We start from the raw sequence: 21,107 nt of genomic DNA on the forward strand, positions 1-21,107 counted from the left end.
CCGCGTTCTACCTTTTGATCTGTAACGGGAGTTATTCATGTCTGGTTTCTGGAACCAAGCCTTCGACCTCAGCGGCCGTTGCGCGGTCATCACCGGTGGCGCCGCCGGCATTGGTCTGGCCTGCGCCACCTTACTGGCGGAACGCGGCGCAAGGGTGGCGCTGCTGGACCGCGACCCGGCCGTGGTCGAGGTGGCCGCCAGCCTGGGTGCCGGGCATCTGGGCATTGCCGTCGACCTCGGCCAGACCGGCCAGATACAACCCACCATCGACCGCGTATTCACACACTTCCAACGCCTGGATTACCTGATCAACAGCGCAGGCGTGGTGTTGCTGGACAAAGCCATCGAGGTCAGCGAGAGCGCCTGGGACACCACCCTGGACATCAACCTCAAGGCGAGTTTCTTCGTGGCCCAGGCCTGCGCCAGACATATGCTCGCCCAAGGCAGCGGGCGCATCGTCAACCTGGCGTCCCAGGCCGCTGTGATTGGCCTGGACCGTCACGTCGCCTACTGCGCCAGCAAAGCCGCCATCGTCGGCATGACCAAGGTATTGGCCATGGAGTGGGCGCCGCAGGTGAACGTCAATGCCATCTCCCCCACCATCGTCGAAACCGCCCTGGGCAAAAAAGCCTGGGCCGGCGACGTGGGTGAGCGGGCCAAATTGCAGATCCCGGCGGGGCGTTTTGCCCAGCCGGAAGAAATCGCCGGGCTGGCGCTATACCTGCTCAGCGATGCCGCGCAGATGATCACCGGCGCCAACATGGTGATCGACGGCGGCTACAGCATTCAGTAATTCATCTTTATGTCGTGAGGTCTTGTCATGTCCACCGTCACCGAACGCACACCCGAACAACTTGCCCCGAGCATCCCCAAAACCATGCAGGCCGTGGTCTGCCATGGGCCGGAAGACTACCGCCTGGAAACCGTCGACGTACCCACCCCCGGCCCCGACGAGATCCTGACCAAGGTCGAGCTGTGCGGCATTTGCATGGGCGATATCAAGACCTATCGCGGCGCGCCGTCGTTCTGGGGCGATGCCGAGCAACCACGCTACGTAAAACCGCCGATGATTCCCGGGCATGAGTTCGTGTGCCGTGTGGTCGCCCTTGGCCCAGGCGCCGAAAAGCGCGGCGTGGCGGTAGGCGACCGGGTGATTTCCGAACAGATCGTGCCGTGCTGGGGTTGCCGCTTCTGCAACCACGGCCAGTACTGGATGTGCCAGAAGCATGACCTGTATGGCTTCCAGAATAATGTGCAGGGCGCCATGGCCCAGTACATGATTTTCACCAAGGAAGGCATCATCCACAAAGTGCCGGAATCCATCGCGCCCGACGAAGCGATCCTGATCGAGCCGCTGGCCTGCTCGCTGCACGCGGCGGAGCGCGCCAACGTCGACCATGACGACATCGTAGTGGTCGCAGGCGCCGGCACTTTGGGCCTGGGCATTATCGGCGCGGTGCGATTGCGCAACCCGAAAAAACTCATCGTGCTGGACATGAAACCCGAACGCGCCGCCCTCGCCCTGCGCATGGGCGCCGACGAAGTCTGGAACCCGGCCGAGGTCGATGTGCTGGCCAAAATCCGCGAGATCACCGACGGCTACGGTTGCGACATCTACATCGAAGCCACCGGGCACCACAAGGCGGTCAACCAGGGCCTGGCGATGCTGCGCAAGCTGGGGCGCTTCGTCGAGTTCAGCGTGTTCAATGACGAGGCCACTGTCGATTGGTCGATCATTGGCGATCGCAAGGAGCTGGACATCCTCGGCTCGCACCTGGGGCCCTATATGTACCCGAGAGCCATCGATTTTATCGGCAACCGCAAGATCGACATGCGCGATGTGGTGACCCACAAGTTTGCACTGGCGGATTTCAAGGAGGCGTTTGCGGTGATGGAGCGCGGCGATAAATCGCTCAAAGTGGTCCTCGAACCCTGATTGCAGCAACAACGCACAACCCTGTGGGAGCTGGCTTGCCTGCGATGGCGGTGTATCAGATAAAGATTCGCCAACTGACACACCGCCATCGCAGGCAAGCCAGCTCCCACAATGGAGGGGTGTCACCCCTTAGAACAAGAACACAGGAACCCGCGTTATGAATCGAGTCATCAACGATCCCGACCAAGTGGTCGAAGACATGCTGCGCGGCATCCTGGTCGCGCACCCCGAACTGCGCCAGTACGAAACCAACCCACGGGTCATCGTCAAGGCCCGGCCCTCCGGCCAGGGTCGGGTCGGCATCGTCACCGGCGGCGGCTCCGGGCATGAGCCGGCGTTCCTCGGCTATGTCGGCCCGGGCCTGGTAGACGCCGTGGCCGTCGGCGAGATTTTCTCCTCGCCCACCGCCAAGAGCTTTTTCGACGCCTTCCGCGCCGCCGACCATGGCGCGGGCGTAGCCTGCCTGTATGGCAACTACGCCGGCGACAATATGAACGTCAAGCTGGCGATGAAAATGGCCGCCAGCAAAGACATGCGCATCCGCACCGTGGTGGCCAACGACGACGTGGCCTCGGCGCCCAAGGCCGATATCGCCAAGCGTCGCGGAGTGGCCGGGGAAATCTTCATGTGGAAGATCGGCGGTGCCGCCGCCGCCCAGCATTACGACCTCGACGGGGTGATTCGCGTCGCGCAGAAGACCGTCGACCACTGCCGCTCGATCGGTATCGGCCTCACGCCCTGCACCATCGCCGCCGTCGGCAAGCCGAACTTCCAGATCCCTGACGGCCAGATGGAACTGGGCATCGGCCATCATGGCGAGCCGGGCATCGAAGTCATTCCGATTGAACCGGCTGCGGCCATGGCCGAGCGCATGCTTGCGCCGATCCTGGCCGACCGCGACTTCAGCCAGGACGACAGTGTGGTGGTGCTGGTCTCGGGCCTTGGCGCCACGCCAGTGATGGAGCTGTACATTTTCTACGCCGAGGTGGAAAAACAACTCAAGGCCAAGGGCTTGAAGATTCACCGTTGCTACGTCGGCAACTACTTCACCTCCCTGGAAATGATGGGCGTGACCCTGACCCTGCTCGGCCTCGACGCCGAGCTGAAAACCCTGATCGACCAACCCTGCCGTTCCATCGGCATGACCCAGGCGGAGTAAACATGAGCCAGCACTTTTCCACCCGTGACGGCAGCGCCATCGTTGCCGACCTGGTCAGCGTCATCGTGGCCAATCGCGAATACCTCAGCGAAGTCGACGGCGCCATTGGCGACGGCGACCACGGCATCAACATGGCCAAGGGCTTCGCCCACTGCGGTCGCACTATCGAAGGCCGCCAACTGAGCCTGGCCCAAGCCCTGGATGAACTGACCCTGAGCCTGATGGAAGGCATCGGCGGCTCCATGGGCCCGCTGTATGGCAGCCTGTTTATTGGCATGGCCGACGAAGTGCGCAATTGTGAAGACATCGACGCCGCGACCTTCGCCCATCTGTTGCGCGGCGGCCTGACCTCACTGCAGGACATCACCGAGGCGGGCGTGGGCGACAAGTGCCTGATGGATACCCTTATTCCTGCAGTAGAGGCGTTTGAACAGGCACATGCATCCGGGGCGTCTTTCAACGATGCGCTGGAGGCGATGAAAACCGCCGCCTCCCAGGGGCGCGATTCGACCAAGGACCTGGTGGCCAAGATCGGCCGCGCCAGTCGCCTGGGCGAGCGCTCTCTCGGGGTGCTGGACGCCGGGGCGGTGTCGTGCTGCCTGATTCTTACGCGCCTGGCCGACTCGGTGCAGCCGCGACTGACTGCTTGACCTGCTGGATATACCGCGCCACCGCCGGCGCTTTTTCAAAACGCCGGTAAATCAACGACAACCACGACGACGCCTCATTGCCCTGGATATTGCGATACACCACGCCCGGCAGGCTCACATGCCCGACCATCGATGCCGGCACTACCGCAACCCCCTGCCCCAACGACACCAGGGCCACCACCGCCACCAACCCGCCCGGCTGCGCGCCGAGGCGCGGTGCGTAGCCGCCCTGGGCGGCGACATGCAAGGTGCCGCTGATTTGTTCCGGCAAGATAAACGTCTCGTTTTCCAGGTGCTCGCAGGTGATTGCCTTAAGCCCCAGCAGCCAGGAATCATGGGCCAGCGCCAGCACAAAGCCTTCGCTGTCCAGGCGCACCGCCTCCACGCCGTCCGGCAGAGTCATCGGCGAACGGATATAACCGATATCGCAGCGCCCATCTGCCACCGCGCCCGGTAGCGCAGCCATAGCCCATTCGCGCAGGTTCACGTTCACATCGGCAAACGCCTGGCTGAACCCCCGTACCTGGCGCTGCAACAGCCCGCAGTACAGCGCCGAGGCCACGTAGCCCAACTCAATATGCCCGATCTCGCCACGCCCGGCGCGCTGGGCATTGCGCTGGGCGAACTCGAATTGGCGCACGGCGGCTTCGGCCTCGCTCAGCAGCGCGGCACCCGCTTCGGTGAGGCTGACTTCGCGCTGCCGGCGGACAAACAAGCGCGTGCCCAGGCTGGTTTCCATGTCCTGGATTTGCCGGCTCAGGGTCGGTGGCGCAATGCCCAATTGCTCGGCGGCGCGGGTGAAATTGCGCTGCCGGGCCACGGCCAGGAAGTAACGAAAATGGCGGATTTCCATGGCAGTATTAGCTCAAAGGTAATGAAGTACTTCCTGGTGCCTAACAAAAATGTGATTCGCCAGGGATAAGCTCGCAGTACCTGAACACTAGAGAGCCCTTGCGATGCAAGTCAACCGAGATTTCCGTATTGCCTACCAGGTAATTTGCTTGTGAGCCGGGTCAGTCCACGCCTGACGCTGGTGACCGCCTCCGCTGTCTGCTCGTTGATCGTGCTGGATACCAACATCGTTGCCGTCACGCTGCCGAGCATCGCCCGCGACCTGGGCGCCAACTTTGCCGATATCGAGTGGGTCGTCAGCGCTTATATGCTGGCGTTCGCCGCCTTGTTGTTGCCGGCCGGGAGTATCGCCGACCGCTTTGGCCGCAAGAAAACCCTGGTCTGGGGCCTGGGTATTTTCATCCTCGCCTCCCTGGGCTGCGGCGCAGCACCCACCGCGCTGTGGCTGGACATCGCCCGGGCCGTGAAGGGGGTGGGTGCGGCGCTGCTGCTGACCTCGGCACTGGCGTCTATCGGGCATACCTTCCACGATGAAATAGAACGCGCCAAGGCCTGGGCGTTCTGGGGCGCGTGCATGGGCGTGGCGATGACCGCCGCACCGACCCTGGGCGGCTTGATTACCGAGTACCTGGGCTGGCGCTGGATTTTCTATCTCAACCTGCCGGTGGGGCTGGTACTGATGGCCTTGGTGCTGCGGGCGATTCCCGAGTCCCGCGACACCCGATCGGCGCGCCTGGATCCCTGGGGCAGCCTGGCGTTCAGTGGCAGCTTGCTGTGCATGATCTGGGGGTTGATCGAGGCCAATCGCATCGGTTGGGATAGCCCGCTGACCTACGCTCGCCTGCTCGGCGGTGGGCTGCTGATGGGTGTGTTTGTGCTGGTCGAGCACCTGCAGCAGCGATCGATGGTGGACTTGCAGCTGTTTCGGCACCCACGCTTTATCGGCGCCTTGCTCGGCATGTTTGCCTACGCCGGTTGCGCCCAGGTGATGATGACGTTGCTGCCGTTCTACCTGCAGAACGGCCTGGGTTTCTCCGCGATTGCCTCGGGCCTGGGCATGTTGCCGTTTGCCTTGACCATGCTGATCTGCCCGCGCGTCGGTGTACGCCTGGCGGCACGCTTCAAACCGGCGACCATGATGGCGAGTGGCTTGACCCTGGTGGGCTGCGGCAATCTGTTGAGCGCGTGGGCCGTGCAGGCCGGCGGCTATCTGCCCTTTGCCCTGGCGATCGCCGTCACCGGTGCAGGCGCGGGGTTACTCAATGGCGACACGCAGAAAAACATCATGGCCTGCGTGCCGCGGGATCGCGCAGGCATGGCCTCGGGCATGAGCACCACCATGCGCTTCAGCGCAATCATGTTGGCCATCGGCGTGTATGGCGCATTGCTGAGCAGCCACAGCGAACAGTTGCTGAGCGCGAGTATCGACCCGCAGTGGCAGGCGCAGGTGGCGGGTATTGCTTCGCGGGTGGTAGCCGGTGATATGCCCGCGGCGCTGGACCTGGTGCCCGAAGCAGCGCGAGTAACAGTGCAACCGCTGGCGCGGCAGGCGTTTGTGGGTGGGTTCAGCGGGGTGTTGTGGGTGGCGGGTTTATTGGGGTTGCTGGGCGCGCTGGTGGTGGGGAGCCTGATGCGCAAGCCGATACCCACACACAGCTGAATGTGGGAGGGGGCTTGCTCCCGATGGCGGCCTCAGGGCCGACCGGGATGCTGGATCAGACCGAGTACATATCCGTTATTTAGGTAACGGCCACTATGGGTTCCGCTCTTACAGCGGGTCACTTTCGAAAAGCCGGAATGCCGGCCCAGGCGAAAGTAACCAAAGCGCTCTTGCCCCACCACTCGGCACCTCGCCTAGGCTCGGTGTGCCCGTAATCCAACAGGGATTTGGGGGGCGCCCAAGATCAAAAGCAAGATCAAGAGCGGCTCGCTTCGCATCGTGGTTACGGTCGGCAGCTAATAGGTTGTGTGGATGTCCGTGCCCATCGGGGGCAAGCCCCCTCCCACAGGGGACCGCCTACAGCCTGAGGATTTACCAGAACCGCTGCTGGGTCAAACGGCTCCACCAGGTCAGCAATACCCGGTCTACCGAACCGCTGGCCGCCAGGCCCACGCGCTCTTGCAGGCTTTTACGCTCGGCATAGTGCAGGTGGAACACTTCGGCAGTCTTGGCCTTGGTGGCCAGGTATTCATCGCTGGTCTGCAGCTCGTCGACCAACTGTTTGTCGAGGGCGGCCACACCCAACCACACTTCACCGGTCGCTACATCATCAATCGCCAATTGCGGGCGGTACCGCGAGACAAAGTTCTTGAACAACTGGTGGGTAATGTCCAGGTCTTCCTGGAACTTCTCCCGGCCCTTCTCGGTATTTTCGCCAAACACCGTGAGGGTGCGTTTGTATTCACCGGCGGTCAGCACTTCGAAGTCGATGTCGTGCTTTTTCAGCAGGCGGTTGACGTTGGGCAACTGCGCGACCACGCCGATGGAGCCGAGGATGGCGAACGGTGCGCTGATGATCTTCTCGCCGATGCACGCCATCATGTAGCCGCCGCTGGCCGCCACCTTGTCGATGCACACGGTCAACGGCACGCCGGCCTGGCGGATGCGCGCCAGTTGCGACGACGCCAGGCCATAGCTGTGCACCATGCCGCCGCCGCTTTCCAGGCGCAGCACCACTTCATCCTTGGGTGTGGCCAGGCTCAGCAGCGCGGTGATTTCATGGCGCAGGCTTTCGGTCGCCGACGCCTTGATGTCGCCATTGAAATCCAGCACGAACACCCGTGCCTTGGCCTGGGGCTTGTTCTTGTCTTTCTTCTTTTCGGCTTTGCTCTCGGACTTGCGCAGCGCCTTGAGCTGGTCTTTGTCGAGCAGGCTCGACTCCAGGCGCTCGCGCAGGCCCTTGTAGAAATCATTCAGCTTGCTGACCTGCAGTTGGCCGGCGGACTTGCGACGACCCTTGCTGCGCAGCGCTGCGAAGCTGATCAATACCACCAGAATAGCGACCACCAGGGTGACGGTCTTCGCCAGAAAGCTCGCGTATTCGGCCAGAAAATCCATATGTCTCCTTAAAAAATGCACTGCGCCAGGCGCGGATGGCCCCAGCATACCGACGCCACTGCGTTGGAGCCAGTGCTCAAACCGCCAGCAGGCGGGCTCCAACGGGCTTTTAAAACAAGCGTATGTTTTTTCATTGACAGCTCGCAGGCATCCTCATAACCTCGCCAGACTTTCAACGTACCGGGAAAACGGACGTGGGCAGCATCTATCTGATTCGACATGGCCAGGCCTCCTTCGGTGCAGACGACTATGACGTCCTGTCGCCCGTCGGCGTGGAACAGGCGCAAGTGCTCGGTCGCCATCTGGCAGACCTGGGCCTGGTGTTCGACCGCTGTATCGCCGGCGACCTGCGTCGCCAGCAACACACCGCCAGCGCCACGTTCGATCAATACCGCGCCCTCGGCCTGCCGGCCCCCATACTCGAAACCGACAGCGCCTTCAACGAGTTCGACGGCGAAGCCATCATCCGCGGCCTGCTGCCTGATTTACTCGGCAGCGAGCCCGATGCCGTGCATATCCTGCGCAATGGCCCGCAGAACCGCAGCGAGTTCCAGCGCATCTTCGCCCTGATCATCGAGCGCTGGCTGGCCGGCACCTATGACCCACCTGGGCTGGAAAGCTGGCTGGGGTTTGTCGAGCGGGTCCAGGGTGGCTTGCAACGCATCCTTGAGGCCGCCCGGAGCGCCGACAAAATCGCGGTGTTCACGTCCGGCGGCACCATCACCGCCCTGCTCCACCTGATTACCCGAATGCCTGCAGCCCAGGCGTTCGAAATGAACTGGCAAATTGTAAACACCTCGCTCAACCAGCTGAAATTCCGTGGTCGCGAGGTGGCACTGGCTTCCTTCAACAGTCATGCCCACCTGCAACTGTTGAAGGCGCCGCAGCTCATCACTTTCCGATGAACTGCGGCCAACCGTGACCCCAAGGTCACTGGACTCACCATAAAAGGATCGAAACCATGACTGACGTAGCCAAAGCTGTAGAAGCAATGAAAGCCAAATTCAACCCAAGCGCTGCCGAAGGCTTGGACCTGGTGTTCGGTTTCCGTATCGACGACACCAAGAATTTTTCGCTGGTGGTCAAGGACAAGACCTGCGAACTCCAGGAAGGTGAAAACCCTGACGCCCAGGTCACCCTGGTGATGGACAGCGAGACCCTGGAAGGCATCGTCGACGGTTCCACCGACGGCATGCAGGCGTTCATGGGCGGCAAGCTGCGCACCGAAGGCGACATGATGCTGGCGATGAAGTTGAGCGAACTGTTCCCTTCCTGATTCGGTAACCCGGGTCAAACAATCCCGTCTTTACAGGCGGGATTTTTTTGCCTGCACGCCTGGTCCCATCACCACCCGTCTCTCAGTATCCGCAACTCCAAATGCTGCAATAACATAATCGTTTTTCCATCCACAATATCCCCACTCTGCACCATCGCCAGCGCCTGCTCGAAGCCCAGCTCCAACACCTCGATATCCTCGCCCTCTTCTTCCAGGCCACCGCCCGCCCCAACTCGATCGCCTGGCTGATACTCACCGATAAAAAAGTGAATCCGTTCAGTCACCGATCCCGGGCTCATAAACGCTGCATAGATTTTCTCCACATGCCCCACGCGGTAGCCGGTCTCTTCTTCGGCTTCCAGGCGTATACGCTCTTCGGGGCTGGCGTTGTCGAGCAAGCCGGCCGCTGCTTCAATCAGGTAGCCGGAGTAATCGTTGACGAACGTCGGCATACGGAACTGGCGAATCAGCAGCACCGTGCGGCGCTCGCGGTTGTACAAAAGGATCGTTGCGCCGTTGCCCCGGTCGTAGACCTCACGCGTCTGGGCTTGCCAGCTACCGTCGCGACGGCGCAGGTCGAAGCTGTATTTCTTCAACAGGTACCAGTTGTCCGAAAGGGTTTCTTCGCCAGTGATGCGCACGGGGCTATTGTTCATGGTCAAGCCTTGGTAGAGGGAGACAGATTCAGGTGACGGCCTGGGTAGGCGGCTGTTTGATGCGCGACCATGCGGCAGCAACATCTTCAGCACTCCCCGCTTTTATACGGGCGAGATTGCGCGGGTAATCCACACCGGGATTTTCGCTGAAACGCGTCGCGGTGAATTGGCCGTTGCTGGCGCGCAGTATGTAGCCGGTATCCGTGCACTGCGACGAAGCAAGGAACAAGACCCCCGGCGTCACCCACTCCGGCTTGAGTTCGTCCGGCTCGTCGGTCACGCCCCACATGCGTGTCTTGGCCACCGGCGAGATCGCGTTGACGCGGATTCCGGCCTCGGCACCTTCATGACTCAGCGCGTTCATGATGCCCAACTGTGCCATCTTGCCGGCGCTGTAAGCCACTAGCCCGGTTTGCTCGTATTGCGCATACATGGCGCGGTCGGAAGTGGTGAGGATGATGCGCGGCGCGCTAGAGCGCAGCAGGTGCGGCCAAGCATGCTTGCACAGCCACAGCGGGGCGTAGAGGTTGATGTCCATGGCGCGCTGAAGGAAGCTGGCGTCCAGTTCTGCGATGGGCTGGTAACCCACCCAACCGGCGTTGTGAATCAGGATGTCGAGCCGGCCGAACATTTCGAGGGCAAACGCGATCAGTTGCCGGCACCCCTCGTCCGTGGACAAGTCACCGCCATGGCCCACCACCGTCAGCCCTTCGTCACGCAGGGTGTCGGCGGCCTGTTGCACCACCGACGCATCGGTGCCTGCACCCATCTTGTCGGCACCAATATCGCTGATGACCACACGGGCGCCGGCCAGGGCCAACCCTCGTGCATAACTGAGCCCCAAGCCGCGTGCGCCGCCGGTGACGATCGCGGTTTTGCCGGTGAAATCCATGTACTTACCCTCCTGTTGGCCGTCTACCCTAACAATCGGCACCCGTGTTGTTCAATGCTGTAACACTTTCATCCGTCACGACCGTCGTATTAATACCTGCGCTCGCGGACCTTCTGGTAAAACCCGTGTTTCGCCTTTGTCCTGGAGCCTTCATGCCATCCTCTTTTCCAAAGTGACCCGCTGTAAAAGCGGAACCAATAGCGGCCGTTACCACAGGAATGGACATGTACTCGGTCTGATCCAGCCTCGTGGTCGGCCCTGAGGCCGCCATCGGGAGCAAGCTCCCTCCCACAAGATCAGTGTTGCTTTTAGGCCGTCACGAGAACAACCTGGCTGCCGCAATCGAGCTCAGCGCTGCGTCGGAATGCGAATATCACCGCTACGGCATTGGCTTTTTACACTGCGCGGGCATCCGGTGAATGCCAGTTCCTTGGTCAGGCACACGCGCACCTCCGACAGCACCTTGCCCTTGCAGATCACTGCCAAGCCGTGATTGCCCATGCGCGGGTTACTCTCGCGAAACAAGTCCTCAATCTCACGCGCCTGTAGCGACGGTGGTGTATTGAATGGCTGCAGTTGCGGCGGGATGACCACCGCGCCGAGTGCCGTGTCGGTCTTGTCCAGATATTCCAGCGGTTCGAGCCCGCTGCAGGTGCCATGCTTGGCCCACTCGTGCTTGAGCAGCGCACGGGTTGGAAACATTGCCGCCCCCTTGTCCATTTCCTCGTCATTCAAGCGTGACTGTGGCGCACAGGAGGCCGGCCACCCTCCCCGCGCGTATTGCGGCCACAAGCCGTGTAACACAAACCCATAGCCCTTGCCCGTGCACTGTTCATTGCCTGGGTGCGTCAGGCAGAAGGTCGGTGACCACGACAACGACAGCACATAAAAGTCAAACTCCCCCGGCAGCCCTTGGTCACGCGGCGCCGCAGTTGCAACTGTGGCGATCAGGAGCCACAACACCATCCAGTATTTCATCCCGGTATTCCTTTAAAAAATGAAGTCTTACGCTATCGCGGCAGCTAGGGATGATTGGAGTAACGTTGCAACACCTTGTCCAGGATGATATCGGTCTTCAACGCCTCGATCGCCAGCGACGGATGTTCGGCGTCCCCGCGAATATGCGCATTCATGCCCAGTACGTGGTGCCACTGGATATGTGCATGGCACGGCACTTCCAACACCTCGCTGGTTTCGCCTTCCAGGCGCAACGGCTGGTCCTCGAACACTGAAAACTGAATGCGGCCACGGCTGCCGATCAATTCGACACGGTCTTCGCGACGGTCCGCCACGAAGTTCCAGCAGCCCATGCCCAAGGCACCATTGGCGAAGGTCCAGCAGGCCGTCACGGCATCCTCTGCCGCGTAGCGCCCGGCCTGACGCGCGGAAAAGCCTGAGACCTCGACAATATCCCCGGCCAGGTACTGGAACAGGTCGAACCCGTGGCTGGCCAGGTCGGCGAAATAGCCGCCACCGGCAATGGCCGGATCGGTGCGCCAATTGGCGGCGTTGCTATCAGTTGCAGCGGCAGGCTTGCACAGGGTCCAGGTCAGGTGCCGCAACTCACCGATACGCCCTTCCTGCAGCCAGCTGCGCACTTGCTGAAAGCGCGGCAACGAGCGCCGATAGTAGGAAACAAACAGGTGCAGCCCGGCGCGCTCGAAGGTGCGTTGCATCAATGCGCTCTGCTCGGCATTCAGCGACATGGGTTTTTCGACGCAGCAATGCTTGCCCGCCGCCGCCACCATCAGGCTGTATTCAAGGTGACTGTCGGGCGGTGTGGCGATGTAGACCGCATCCACCTCAGGGTCATTGATCAGTGCCTGGGCATCGGTATGAAAACGCGCGATACCGTGCCGCGCCGCATAATCGCGCACCGCCTCGATACGCCGCCCCATCACGGCCACCAATGCCGAACCTGGCGCTTTGTAGAAAGCGGGTCCACTCTTTAACTCAGTGACACTGCCACAGCCGATCATGCCCCAGCGTATGGTCTTCATCGAATGCCCTCGTTCGTCTTCGTCAATCGGGCAGTATCCACATACAGAACCCGGCACGCCATAACCACTTAGCATGACATTTGCATTACACTTTTGTGACATTCATCCGGCGCGGGGGCACATACGATGAAAATTAGGGCAACCGTCATTTGCGAACATGAAGGGCATATTCTCTTTGTGCGCAAGGCCAGATCAAAGTGGGCCTTGCCGGGCGGCAAGGTAGAACGCGACGAACGCCCGGTGGGCGCCGCCGAACGCGAGCTGGAAGAAGAAACCGGATTAAGCGTCGATGGCTTGCTGTACTTGCAAGAGCTGAAGGCCCGCGACACGCTGCACCACGTGTTCGAGGCCTCGGTGGTGAATATCGAGGAGGCGCGGCCGTGCAACGAAATCGTTGCCTGCCAGTGGTACGCCTACAGCGCCCTGGACGAACTGGACACCACCGACGCCACCCGTCACATCGTCAAATCCTTCCTGCGGCGCCTCTGACGCCGCGCACAACCACTAACCTACCGCCGCAAACCCACGGCGCCCGGCCTTGATCTCGGCACGCAACTCACCAATCAGGTTTGAGATGGAACGGATGCTGTTTAGGCCTTCAGGGGATACGCACGTCAACAGAAGATCGACGCGACCGGACTGCGGCTCATAGATGCTGATGCGCAGCGAGCCATCGCTGTTCAAGGTGCAGTCGCAGCAAAGAGGCTGGAACCCCGAGGCCATGATGCGGTTGAATTCGACGATCGAGATCATGACAAGCGCCCTTGTACGGGCCTACCTGATGGTTGTGATCCAAACAGCGTAGATGAGGTTTTGCCGCAGGCCGGACGATTGATGCAAAAGTGTTAGCCATGCCTCATTTCGCCCGGCAACGAGCGCGTTTCGAATGACAGGCCGTATCGCTGCCGTTATTGCCCGTACTTAATTCCAGGCAAAAAAAATCCCAAGTAGCTGATGGAAACTTGGGATTTAAAAATGCATAAACCGTGGGAGGTGAACGCCCGGCTATAGTAGCGACTGTAAAAACGTGTAACAAGATTATTTTAATCCTTTCGTCGGATTGAAAGCGCCGTAAGTCATTCAATAACCACATGTTTTTTATGGTAACGGGAACAGTTAGTGCCACTTTTTGGTGCAAGTAACGGTTATACCCGTGCCATAAGTCCATTTATAAAAAAGGGTTATTGATTAGGTACGGCACACTGTTCAATCACTGTTCACTCAATTGCTTGCACGTCTGTTGAAGTTCAGCGCGCCTGGCAGCGCTCACCTCCACGACGGTCTCCATGTGCCGACAAAGCGCCAGGCGCTCAGCGGCCTCTTCACGCTGGCGGTCCACCTGGGCGTTGAGTTGAACGAAATAGAACCCCAGTAGCGCCGCGAGGCACAGCACCCCCACGGCGAGATACAGCAAGCCGTTGGAGGATGGGGGTTTTTGGGCACTCATGACCTTAGGGTGCCCTGCTCTTTTCGTAGCGAACATCGTCGCCATCAACTGGGCCGACGCTGGACCAGCCCAGGCGTTGATAGAAACCGTTGGCACGGATTTCATCACGCCCGTCAGTGACCAGGTACAGCCTGTTGTGGCGTTCAAACAAAGCGGCTTCAGCCACTGCCATCAGTTGCCGTCCCAGGCCCAGGTTCTCGTGTGTGGGCAACACGAACATCGCGAACACTTCACCTTCATCCAGATCAACCATGGAAAATCCGGCGGCCTGGCCGTTGACTTCGGCGACCCAGGCGCAAGGCGCTTGGCGTATCGCGTCGACCAGTACCGGCGGCGTGATCCCCCGTTCGGCCATCTGCTCAAGGCTCAGATGGTTTTGCACCACCGAGGTGCGAATAGCGCACAGCGTATCGACATCATCGGCTGTCGCCAATCGAATAAGCACTCGCATACAAGCCTCCATGAAGAAGTGCGCAATTGTATGCAAATACTCACACAGGGTTTGTGGGGGATTTGTAAGCGTCGTTAAACGGCTTCGGCTTATTTACGTGCGACTTTGTAGCGCAGGCAATCCTGGTAAAAACTTTTGCGGATCGCCTCCGGCTTCAGTCTTGAGTGGCTGTCATAGGTTTGCTCGGTAATCCCCATGGCCATCATGCGCATCCAGGATTTGTTGAACTTGATGGTCTGGATCTTCTGCCGAGCGGCATACAGCGACACTCCGGACAACTTCAACTCCTGAGCCCTGGCAGCTGTGCCCGCGCCCCAACTGCACATGTACTTGTCACCCTCACGCAACTCCCGAGCCTGTACGGTGGTCGCGCCCCCCGCCAGGGAGCAGGCAATCAGCATCATTCCAACAGTGCGCATTTGCATCCCCGCCTAACCACCTGAAAATAAAAGTGATTTTGGCGAGGATTTTGTTACAAAGGGGCCATTAAATTGCCTTATTGCGCAATATTTCGGGAACGCTGCGCACCGTGGCGAGGGTGCAAGCGCCTTCGCCACAGCAAGCTCACATCAAGGCTTGAGTTCGAATAGCGCGGGCATCGGCGGCCACTCCGAGGGAACTTTGCGGAAATGGCTGAAACCGGCCGCCTGCGCCATCTGGCGCGCACGTTTCTCACCCATGAACGCTCCCAGCCCTTCCCCGCCATGGGACAGCGAGCAAGTCATGCAATAGAGGGTGCTCTGCGGGTACATGACGCGGCCGAACAGGTTCATGTTCTCGTGCAGCTCTTCGGACAGGTTGAGTTCTACCATCAGGTAGGTGCCGTCTTTGGCCGTGGCGGCGCGCAGATCCTTGAGCATTTGCTGGGGGTCAGTGGCGTCGTGGATCACCACGAAAGTGGTCACGAAGTCGAACTGCTGGCCGCGCAGGGCATCCGAATCGTTGACCTCGAACTGCACCCGGTCGCCCACCCCAGCCGCCTCGGCGTTGGCGCGGGCCAACTCGATGGAAGGCAAGTGGAAATCGCAGCCGACGATGCGCGCCTCGGGGTAAGCCTTGGCCATAGTGATCGCCGCCAAGCCCGCGCCGCAGCCGAAATCCAGCACACTGCCGCCGGTTTTGAGCTTCTCTTCGACACCGTCCAGGGACGGGATCCAGTGCTGGACCAGGTAGTGCTTGTACCAAGGCATGGTCATGCGCTCCATGCCTTTCCAGGTTTCCAGCGGGAACGCTTCTTCGGCGCAGCCACCGCCATGGCGGAAGGCTTCGATGACCTTGGGCGCCATGCTTACGAACGGCACGCTCAACTGGATGATGCCACCGGCGAAATACGGCGAATCTTCATCGGCGAGTACCGGCACAAATTCAGCGGGCATCCGGTAGCGGCGAGTTTGCGCGTCATAGGTCACATAATTTCCGGTGACCATACTGCCCAGCCATTCACGCAAGTAGCGGGCGTTGTAGCCGGTCTTGTGCGCAAATTGTTCCAAGGTGACGGCCTCGCCGTCGGCCAGTGCCTTGAACAAGCCCAACTGGTCGCCGATGTAGAGCATGGCGCCGCGCAGCGTGTTGCCGTAGTCCTCCATGATGCGCGCCGAAAACTGTTGAACCTTGGCTTGATCAACTTCCATAAGTTTGGACATCTGTCGCTCCTTGATGATTGTGTAAGTCTGTTCAGTGATCAACGCGCCGCCAGTTTGGACAGCACGTTATCGACGATGTGTTCGGACATGCCCAGGTGAGTTCTCGGCTCGAACAGTCGCGCCAAAGCGCCTGCATTCATGACGGCAAGCACCCGGGCGTCGGCTTCGATTGCGGCGCGGATCGACACGTGATCACGCTGGCTGGCCTGGGACACTTCAAAGATGATCTGGTAGGCGCTGCTCTTGCCCAACTTGCGCGCCATTTCGAACACCACGGCTTCGGTACAGATCGCATCGCCGTAGGCATGGGCAGTGCCCTCCATCTTTTTGACGTTAACGGTGAGCCCATCGATGGTGTCGGTCAGGATCGACAGCGCCATCAGCGCATAGTGAGAAACGTCCGCCACCGCACACCATTCCAGGCGCGTGCCGCGATAATCGCGCTCGTGTTCGAGGATCATCGCGTCCAGGGCCAGCATGACCTGGGCCTTGGCCAGCCGCGCCAACACCACCACTTGCTCGCAGCCTTCGGGGTTGCGTTTGTGCGGCATGGTGCTGCTGCCGATCTGCTGGTCGCTCCAGCCCACTTCCACTTCAGCGATTTCCCAGCGATTGAGCGTGCGGATCTCATCGGCCACACGGGCCAAGGAGGCCGTGACCATGGCCAGGGTGCTGACGAACTCCGCGACGCGGTCACGGGACACGTGCCACCCCGTCAGCGGCACTTGCAGCGACAGGCGCTGCGCGAAGCGTTCCAGCATCGGTATCGCTTCCGGGCCGAACGCCGCCATGGTGCCAACCCCGCCGAACAGCTGCACTACCAGCACACGCTGACGCGCTTCGGCCAGGCGCTGGCGATGCCGCAACAGTTCATCGATCCAGCCGGCGACCTTCAGCCCGAAGGTGGTCGGCAATGCCGGGATCGAGTGAGTCCTGGCCACCATGAGCGAGTCACGGTGCGCATCGGCCAGGGTCGACAACTTGCCGAGCAAGGTCTCCAGGGCCTGGTCCATCGCGTCGAGGACGTCGCGCATTTCCAAGGACTGGGCGGTGTCCTGGATATCCTGGGTGGTGGCGCCGTAGTGAACGTACTCGCGGGCGCTTGGGCTGCAATTTTTTTGCAGGGCGCTCAGCAACGGCATCAGCGAATGGCCGGTGGCTGCCACGCCCTCGGCCAACTGGCGCACATTGATGCCCGACAGCAAGGCGGCTTTTTCGATTTCCAGGGCGGCCTCGCGCGGGATGATATTCACATCGGCCTGAGCCATGGCCAGCGCGGCTTCCACATCCAGCCAGCGTTGCAAGCGACAGTGACTGCAGAAGATCTTGCGGCTCTGCGGGCCGGCATAGCCTGAACCGTGGGTTTTCGAGTCGAGAATGTGGCTGTGTTCATGGCGGCATTGCTCGCCTTCATGATCGAGGCCCAGGTGTTCGGTGCGTGCGGTGCAAGACGCACGGGCTACCGTTTCCAACGTTTGCGCATCCATTACATACCCTCCATAGCGTACTGGGACTGACTGGTATTGCCTTGGGTTGCCATCACCGCTTCAAGGTCATCGCTTGAACAGCGGGGGATTGTTTTATTGGCCACCTGCTCGACCATCTCCGCCGCCAACCCGGTGTAGGCGGCCGGGTCAAGCAGGTCGTCGAGTGCCTGGCGGGTGAAACAGCCGTGCAGACGTTGATCGCTGAGCAAGGCTTCGCGAAAAGAACCGCCCGAACCTTGAGCCTGCAGGGCGATGTCGTGGATCAGGTGATGGGCCGTCTGCTTGCCCAGACGCGGCGCCAGCGCGAGCATGATGCGTTCCGACAGGATCAGCCCGCCGAGCATATCCAGGTTGCTGCGCATCCGTGCTTCGCGCACGTCCAGGCCGGCCAGCAGTACGCCTTCCATACGGGCGAGCAAGGCCCCGGCATAGATGAACAGCTCCGGCAAGGCAGCCCACTCAATCCGCCAGGTGGTGCCGTCTCGTTCATGCAGCTGGAATGCCGCGTCGGTGAGCGCAAGCATCTGCGCACGCACCAGGCGCGACAGCGCGCTGATCAAATCCACCGTCGACGGGTTTTGCTTGTGGGGCATGGTGCTGCTCCCCACCTGCCCTGCCCGTCGCCCTTCGCGCACCTCATCAATCTCGGTGCGTTGCAGGTGGTAGATCTCATTGGCAACCCGACCCAGGGTTGCCGATGCCTGCACCAGCAACCACGCCGCCTCCAGAATGCGGTCGCGGGCGCTGTGCCAACTGCTCAACGGTGCCGCCAGGCCGAGGCTTTCCAGAGTCCGGCGCTGCACCTCCAGGCCCTGCGGGCCAAGACCGGCCAGGGTGCCCACGGCGCCGGTGAGATTGCCCACCATGACCCGGGCATAGGCTTCGTCAAAACGCTCAAGGTGTCGATCAATCTCATCGACCCACACTGCCACCTTGTAGCCGAACGTGGTGGGCAGCGCTTGTTGCCCGTGGGTCCTGGCGACCATCGCCGTGTGTTTGTGTCGCAGCGCAAGCTTGAGCAAATGCCCACGGATAGCGCGCAAACGCTGCAACACCAGGCCCCAGGCATCGCGGACCTGCAACATAAGGCCGGTGTCGAGGATGTCCTGGGTGGTCACGCCGTAGTGCACGTATTCACCCAGGCCATCGGCGCACAGGGCCTCCAGTGCGCGAAGGGTCGGCACCAGGATATGCCCGGTTTCCATGCTCTGGCGTCCCAGGGCATCAAGGTCCAGCAGTTCCACACTGGCGACCCGGGCGATTTCCCGCGCGGCCTCAGGGGGGATGATGCCCATCTGCGCCTGGGTCGCCGCCAGTGCTGTTTCAACATCGAGCCACTTCTGCACCTGATTGGCATCAGAGAAGATCGCGGCAAATTCCGGAGACGAGTAAGCGCCCCCGTGGATACGGGATTCAGTTATATGACTTGGCATGTCGGGGTACTCGCGTTGTCCAGGGAGGGCTATTTCACGCGCTGCATTTCTTCCCAGACCGCATCGTAATAAGCCCGCTCCAGCCGGAAGTGCTCGGCCAGCGACGTCAGAAACGCGTTCTGGAACCCGAGGTCCGGAATACGGCGTGAAATCAGCGCCCATTCACGCTTGGCCCGTGGCGGCACCAGGCTGATATGCACTTCGTAGTACTGCGCGTCGTCCTGGCTCAAGCCTGCGTTGCGCAAAGCGTTGTACAGCTTGCCGTGATTGCCGGGCACCACCAGCTCGGTGATATAGAACACCGCCAGGCCCCAGCCGACATCGGGGTTACGGAAACACCGCGCGCGGTTGTTCAGGTAGGCGATTTCTTCGGGCATGGTCGAGATGGCTTCGAAATCGGCGGTCAGGCCAATGGCGGCGAGGAGCTTGGCCAACAACCGAGGATGGGAACGCTGCTCGTCCTCTTCACCCAACTCGCCGTACAGATAACGGCCGAGTGCGGCGGCCTCGTCGACGTCGGTCAGGTTGACCAACAGGTCGGCGGCATCACGGTACAGGCGGTAGGTGCGGAACCATTGATGACGCAGAAATACCTGCAGTTGTTCGCGGGAAGCCTTGCCCTCAAACACATACTGCGACATCGGGTGATGCTCTCGCGATTGCGCGGCAATTTGTTCTTCCAGGCGTTGCTGGAAGCCGGTTTCGGACAAGGGCGATGCCAGATCCACCGACGGCATGAAGCGCTCTTGCACGCGATAGATGGCATTGGCCAGCCAGCGACGGGTCGAGGCGCTGGCAACATCATCGCTGAGCGAAAGGATATACAGCAATTGCTGGCACTGCGCCGCGTTTGCGGCGCCGCCCTGCAAGCCCGACTCGCACAGGCCGCTCAGCATATTGGCGGCAATTTCGATGCGATTGAACGTTGCCTCGGGCTTCAGCGCTTCGGCCAACAAGCGGGCTTCGGCGGTGTGGATATTCTGCAACTGCGGCTGCGAGAAATTACGTGGGCTCATCATGTGCTCCATTATTGTTGTTCTGCGATCACAGGGCTCAGGCAGACAGGCGCAGTGCCTGCATCTGCTGCCACAAACTGTCGAAGTAGGCCTTGTTGATTTCGAAGTGACGTTTCAACGCGCGCATGAACGTGCGCTGGAAGCCTTCATCGCCGGCGAACTTGGCAATCAGTGCCCACATCTCCTCGGTATCGATCTCATCCTGGGTGCCATGCAGGCGATGGAATTCACTGGGTTGCTGTGGAACATCCAGACGTTGCAACAGCTCGTAGATGCGCCGATGGTTGACGCAACTGACTGACTCCACCGCATAGAGCAGTGCAAGGCCCCAGGCGACATCGGTGTGGCGCACGCAGCGAATGCGATTATTGAGGTAGGCCTTTTCCAACGGATGCAGCGCAGGAAAATCGATCGCCAGCGCTATATCGAAATATTCCATCAGATGGGCCAGCATCGCCGGGTGCGAACGCTCCGGCGTCTCGGCACCCGCTTCACCGTAAAGGTTGCGGTAGAACACCGAGGCGTCTTCGATCGCTTCAAAGCGAAAGGCCAGTTCGGCCAGCAGGCTGTAAAAGTTGTAGGAGCGGGTCCAGTGATGCGCCAGGAAGAACCGCACATCTTGCACAGGCGGCGTACCCTGGAACAGGTGCACCGACATGGGGTGGTTGACCCGGCTGCGCGCGGCGATTTCAGCGTCGACCAGCTGTCGGAACTCATCCACCGGCAACGCGGTGAAGCCCGGCAGGTCAACGGCGAACTCATCTTCGGCGCGGTAGACCTCACTGGCCATCCAACGGCGGGTCGGCTCAGTGCGTGGATCGCCCGGAATGTGCAGTTGCAGCAGGGCTGCCTGGTAGTGGGCGTAGGCATCGGCATCCCCCGACAAGCCTTGCCGGGTCAGCGCGAGCAGTGCTTCCAGCGCGCGGGTGACCTGGGCGTAGTGGGCGCCGGGTTCCAGGGCACTGGCCATCAGTGTCGAGGCCGTGGTGAACAGGTCGGAATCCGAGCGTTGTAACAGGGCAGCAGTATCCATTGATAACCCCTCGATTCTTGTTTTTGTGATTTGGCGTACTCGAAGAAAAGGCTAAAGGTTCCTCTAGTGGCAAGGTCAATACCTGTAGGAAATTTCTTTTCCCAATGGACATTTACCT

General features: G+C 60.7%; 23 protein-coding genes. 8 read left to right on the forward strand and 15 right to left on the reverse strand.

Annotation, left to right across the window (positions count from 1 at the left end; genetic code table 11):
• The first annotated feature begins 37 nt into the window (after positions 1-37).
• The 4 genes from E4O98_RS23920 (at position 38) to dhaL (ending at position 3,745) form a co-directional block, all read left to right on the forward strand.
• Positions 38-793: an SDR family oxidoreductase gene (locus E4O98_RS23920; protein ID WP_248136435.1), complete on the forward strand. Its 756-nt coding sequence runs from the start codon at positions 38-40 to the stop codon at positions 791-793.
• Between the two features lie 27 nt (positions 794-820).
• Positions 821-1,936 carry an alcohol dehydrogenase catalytic domain-containing protein gene (locus E4O98_RS23925; protein WP_032876099.1) on the forward strand — a complete coding sequence of 372 codons (1,116 nt, stop codon included), beginning with the start codon at positions 821-823 and terminating at the stop codon, positions 1,934-1,936.
• Positions 1,937-2,093: 157 nt separating this feature from the next.
• Positions 2,094-3,095: a dihydroxyacetone kinase subunit DhaK gene (locus tag E4O98_RS23930; RefSeq protein ID WP_032876100.1), complete on the forward strand. Its 1,002-nt coding sequence runs from the start codon at positions 2,094-2,096 to the stop codon at positions 3,093-3,095.
• A gap of 2 nt (positions 3,096-3,097) precedes the next feature.
• Positions 3,098-3,745, forward strand: coding sequence for a dihydroxyacetone kinase subunit DhaL (gene dhaL, locus E4O98_RS23935; RefSeq protein ID WP_005788858.1), 648 nt, complete (start codon positions 3,098-3,100; stop codon positions 3,743-3,745).
• Here dhaL and E4O98_RS23940 read toward each other — a convergent pair.
• Positions 3,702-4,598: a LysR substrate-binding domain-containing protein gene (locus tag E4O98_RS23940; RefSeq protein ID WP_078821554.1), complete on the reverse strand. Its 897-nt coding sequence runs from the start codon at positions 4,596-4,598 to the stop codon at positions 3,702-3,704. The genes dhaL and E4O98_RS23940 overlap by 44 nt on opposite strands.
• Positions 4,599-4,748: 150 nt before the next feature.
• Here E4O98_RS23940 and E4O98_RS23945 point away from each other — a divergent pair, with 150 nt between their 5' ends.
• Entirely contained in the window at positions 4,749-6,257 is a 1,509-nt protein-coding gene (locus E4O98_RS23945) for an MFS transporter (RefSeq protein ID WP_248136437.1), read from the forward strand.
• Between the two features lie 372 nt (positions 6,258-6,629).
• Here the strand turns inward: E4O98_RS23945 and sohB are convergent, their stop codons facing one another.
• Positions 6,630-7,655, reverse strand: coding sequence for a protease SohB (gene sohB, locus E4O98_RS23950; protein ID WP_032876106.1), 1,026 nt, complete (start codon positions 7,653-7,655; stop codon positions 6,630-6,632).
• A gap of 194 nt (positions 7,656-7,849) precedes the next feature.
• Between sohB and E4O98_RS23955 the strand changes: the two genes are divergently transcribed.
• On the forward strand, positions 7,850-8,560 hold the full coding sequence (locus E4O98_RS23955; RefSeq protein ID WP_032876109.1) for a histidine phosphatase family protein: 711 nt from the start codon (positions 7,850-7,852) through the stop codon (positions 8,558-8,560).
• Between the two features lie 56 nt (positions 8,561-8,616).
• Positions 8,617-8,931, forward strand: a complete 315-nt coding sequence (locus E4O98_RS23960) for an SCP2 sterol-binding domain-containing protein (RefSeq protein ID WP_005788868.1) — start codon at positions 8,617-8,619, stop codon at positions 8,929-8,931.
• 68 nt (positions 8,932-8,999) lie between these two features.
• Here E4O98_RS23960 and E4O98_RS23965 read toward each other — a convergent pair whose 3' ends face one another.
• The 4 genes from E4O98_RS23965 to E4O98_RS23980 form a co-directional block, all read right to left on the reverse strand.
• Positions 9,000-9,587: an NUDIX domain-containing protein gene (locus E4O98_RS23965; protein ID WP_005788870.1), complete on the reverse strand. Its 588-nt coding sequence runs from the start codon at positions 9,585-9,587 to the stop codon at positions 9,000-9,002.
• Between the two features lie 28 nt (positions 9,588-9,615).
• Entirely contained in the window at positions 9,616-10,479 is an 864-nt protein-coding gene (locus tag E4O98_RS23970) for an SDR family oxidoreductase (protein WP_103734367.1), read from the reverse strand.
• A gap of 348 nt (positions 10,480-10,827) precedes the next feature.
• Positions 10,828-11,457 carry a ribonuclease T2 gene (locus tag E4O98_RS23975; protein WP_103734368.1) on the reverse strand — a complete coding sequence of 210 codons (630 nt, stop codon included), beginning with the start codon at positions 11,455-11,457 and terminating at the stop codon, positions 10,828-10,830.
• A 44-nt stretch (positions 11,458-11,501) separates the two neighbouring features.
• Positions 11,502-12,479, reverse strand: a complete 978-nt coding sequence (locus E4O98_RS23980; protein ID WP_032876119.1) for a Gfo/Idh/MocA family oxidoreductase — start codon at positions 12,477-12,479, stop codon at positions 11,502-11,504.
• 126 nt (positions 12,480-12,605) lie between these two features.
• Between E4O98_RS23980 and E4O98_RS23985 the strand changes: the two genes are divergently transcribed.
• A complete protein-coding gene (locus E4O98_RS23985; protein ID WP_032876122.1) occupies positions 12,606-12,968 on the forward strand; it encodes an NUDIX domain-containing protein in 363 nt (120 codons plus the stop codon).
• A gap of 15 nt (positions 12,969-12,983) precedes the next feature.
• On the opposite strand, the gene E4O98_RS23990 is transcribed toward E4O98_RS23985, so the two are convergent.
• The 9 genes from E4O98_RS23990 to E4O98_RS24030 all read right to left on the reverse strand — a co-directional run bounded on the left by E4O98_RS23990 (position 12,984) and on the right by E4O98_RS24030 (position 20,989).
• On the reverse strand, positions 12,984-13,232 hold the full coding sequence (locus tag E4O98_RS23990) for a DUF1652 domain-containing protein (protein ID WP_032876124.1): 249 nt from the start codon (positions 13,230-13,232) through the stop codon (positions 12,984-12,986).
• 457 nt (positions 13,233-13,689) lie between these two features.
• A complete protein-coding gene (locus E4O98_RS23995; protein WP_078821158.1) occupies positions 13,690-13,926 on the reverse strand; it encodes a hypothetical protein in 237 nt (78 codons plus the stop codon).
• Positions 13,927-13,930: 4 nt separating this feature from the next.
• Positions 13,931-14,377 (reverse strand): GNAT family N-acetyltransferase, encoded by a 447-nt coding sequence (locus E4O98_RS24000; protein ID WP_248136439.1) that lies wholly within the window; start codon positions 14,375-14,377, stop codon positions 13,931-13,933.
• 89 nt (positions 14,378-14,466) lie between these two features.
• A complete protein-coding gene (locus E4O98_RS24005; RefSeq protein ID WP_032803867.1) occupies positions 14,467-14,796 on the reverse strand; it encodes a hypothetical protein in 330 nt (109 codons plus the stop codon).
• A 150-nt stretch (positions 14,797-14,946) separates the two neighbouring features.
• On the reverse strand, positions 14,947-16,020 hold the full coding sequence (locus E4O98_RS24010; RefSeq protein ID WP_248136441.1) for a class I SAM-dependent methyltransferase: 1,074 nt from the start codon (positions 16,018-16,020) through the stop codon (positions 14,947-14,949).
• 38 nt (positions 16,021-16,058) lie between these two features.
• Complete coding sequence (locus tag E4O98_RS24015) at positions 16,059-17,507, reverse strand: adenylosuccinate lyase family protein (protein WP_103734372.1); 1,449 nt, start codon at positions 17,505-17,507, stop codon at positions 16,059-16,061.
• Positions 17,507-18,940, reverse strand: a complete 1,434-nt coding sequence (gene purB, locus E4O98_RS24020) for an adenylosuccinate lyase (protein ID WP_032876137.1) — start codon at positions 18,938-18,940, stop codon at positions 17,507-17,509. The genes E4O98_RS24015 and purB overlap by 1 nt, the downstream gene beginning before the upstream one ends.
• A 29-nt stretch (positions 18,941-18,969) precedes the next feature.
• Positions 18,970-19,956: an HOASN domain-containing protein gene (locus E4O98_RS24025; RefSeq protein WP_248136443.1), complete on the reverse strand. Its 987-nt coding sequence runs from the start codon at positions 19,954-19,956 to the stop codon at positions 18,970-18,972.
• A 37-nt stretch (positions 19,957-19,993) separates the two neighbouring features.
• Complete coding sequence (locus E4O98_RS24030) at positions 19,994-20,989, reverse strand: HOASN domain-containing protein (RefSeq protein ID WP_248136445.1); 996 nt, start codon at positions 20,987-20,989, stop codon at positions 19,994-19,996.
• Positions 20,990-21,107 lie beyond the last annotated feature (118 nt).

The organism is Pseudomonas sp. W2Jun17 (assembly GCF_023127795.1).
GTDB lineage: Bacteria > Pseudomonadota > Gammaproteobacteria > Pseudomonadales > Pseudomonadaceae > Aquipseudomonas > Aquipseudomonas synxantha_A.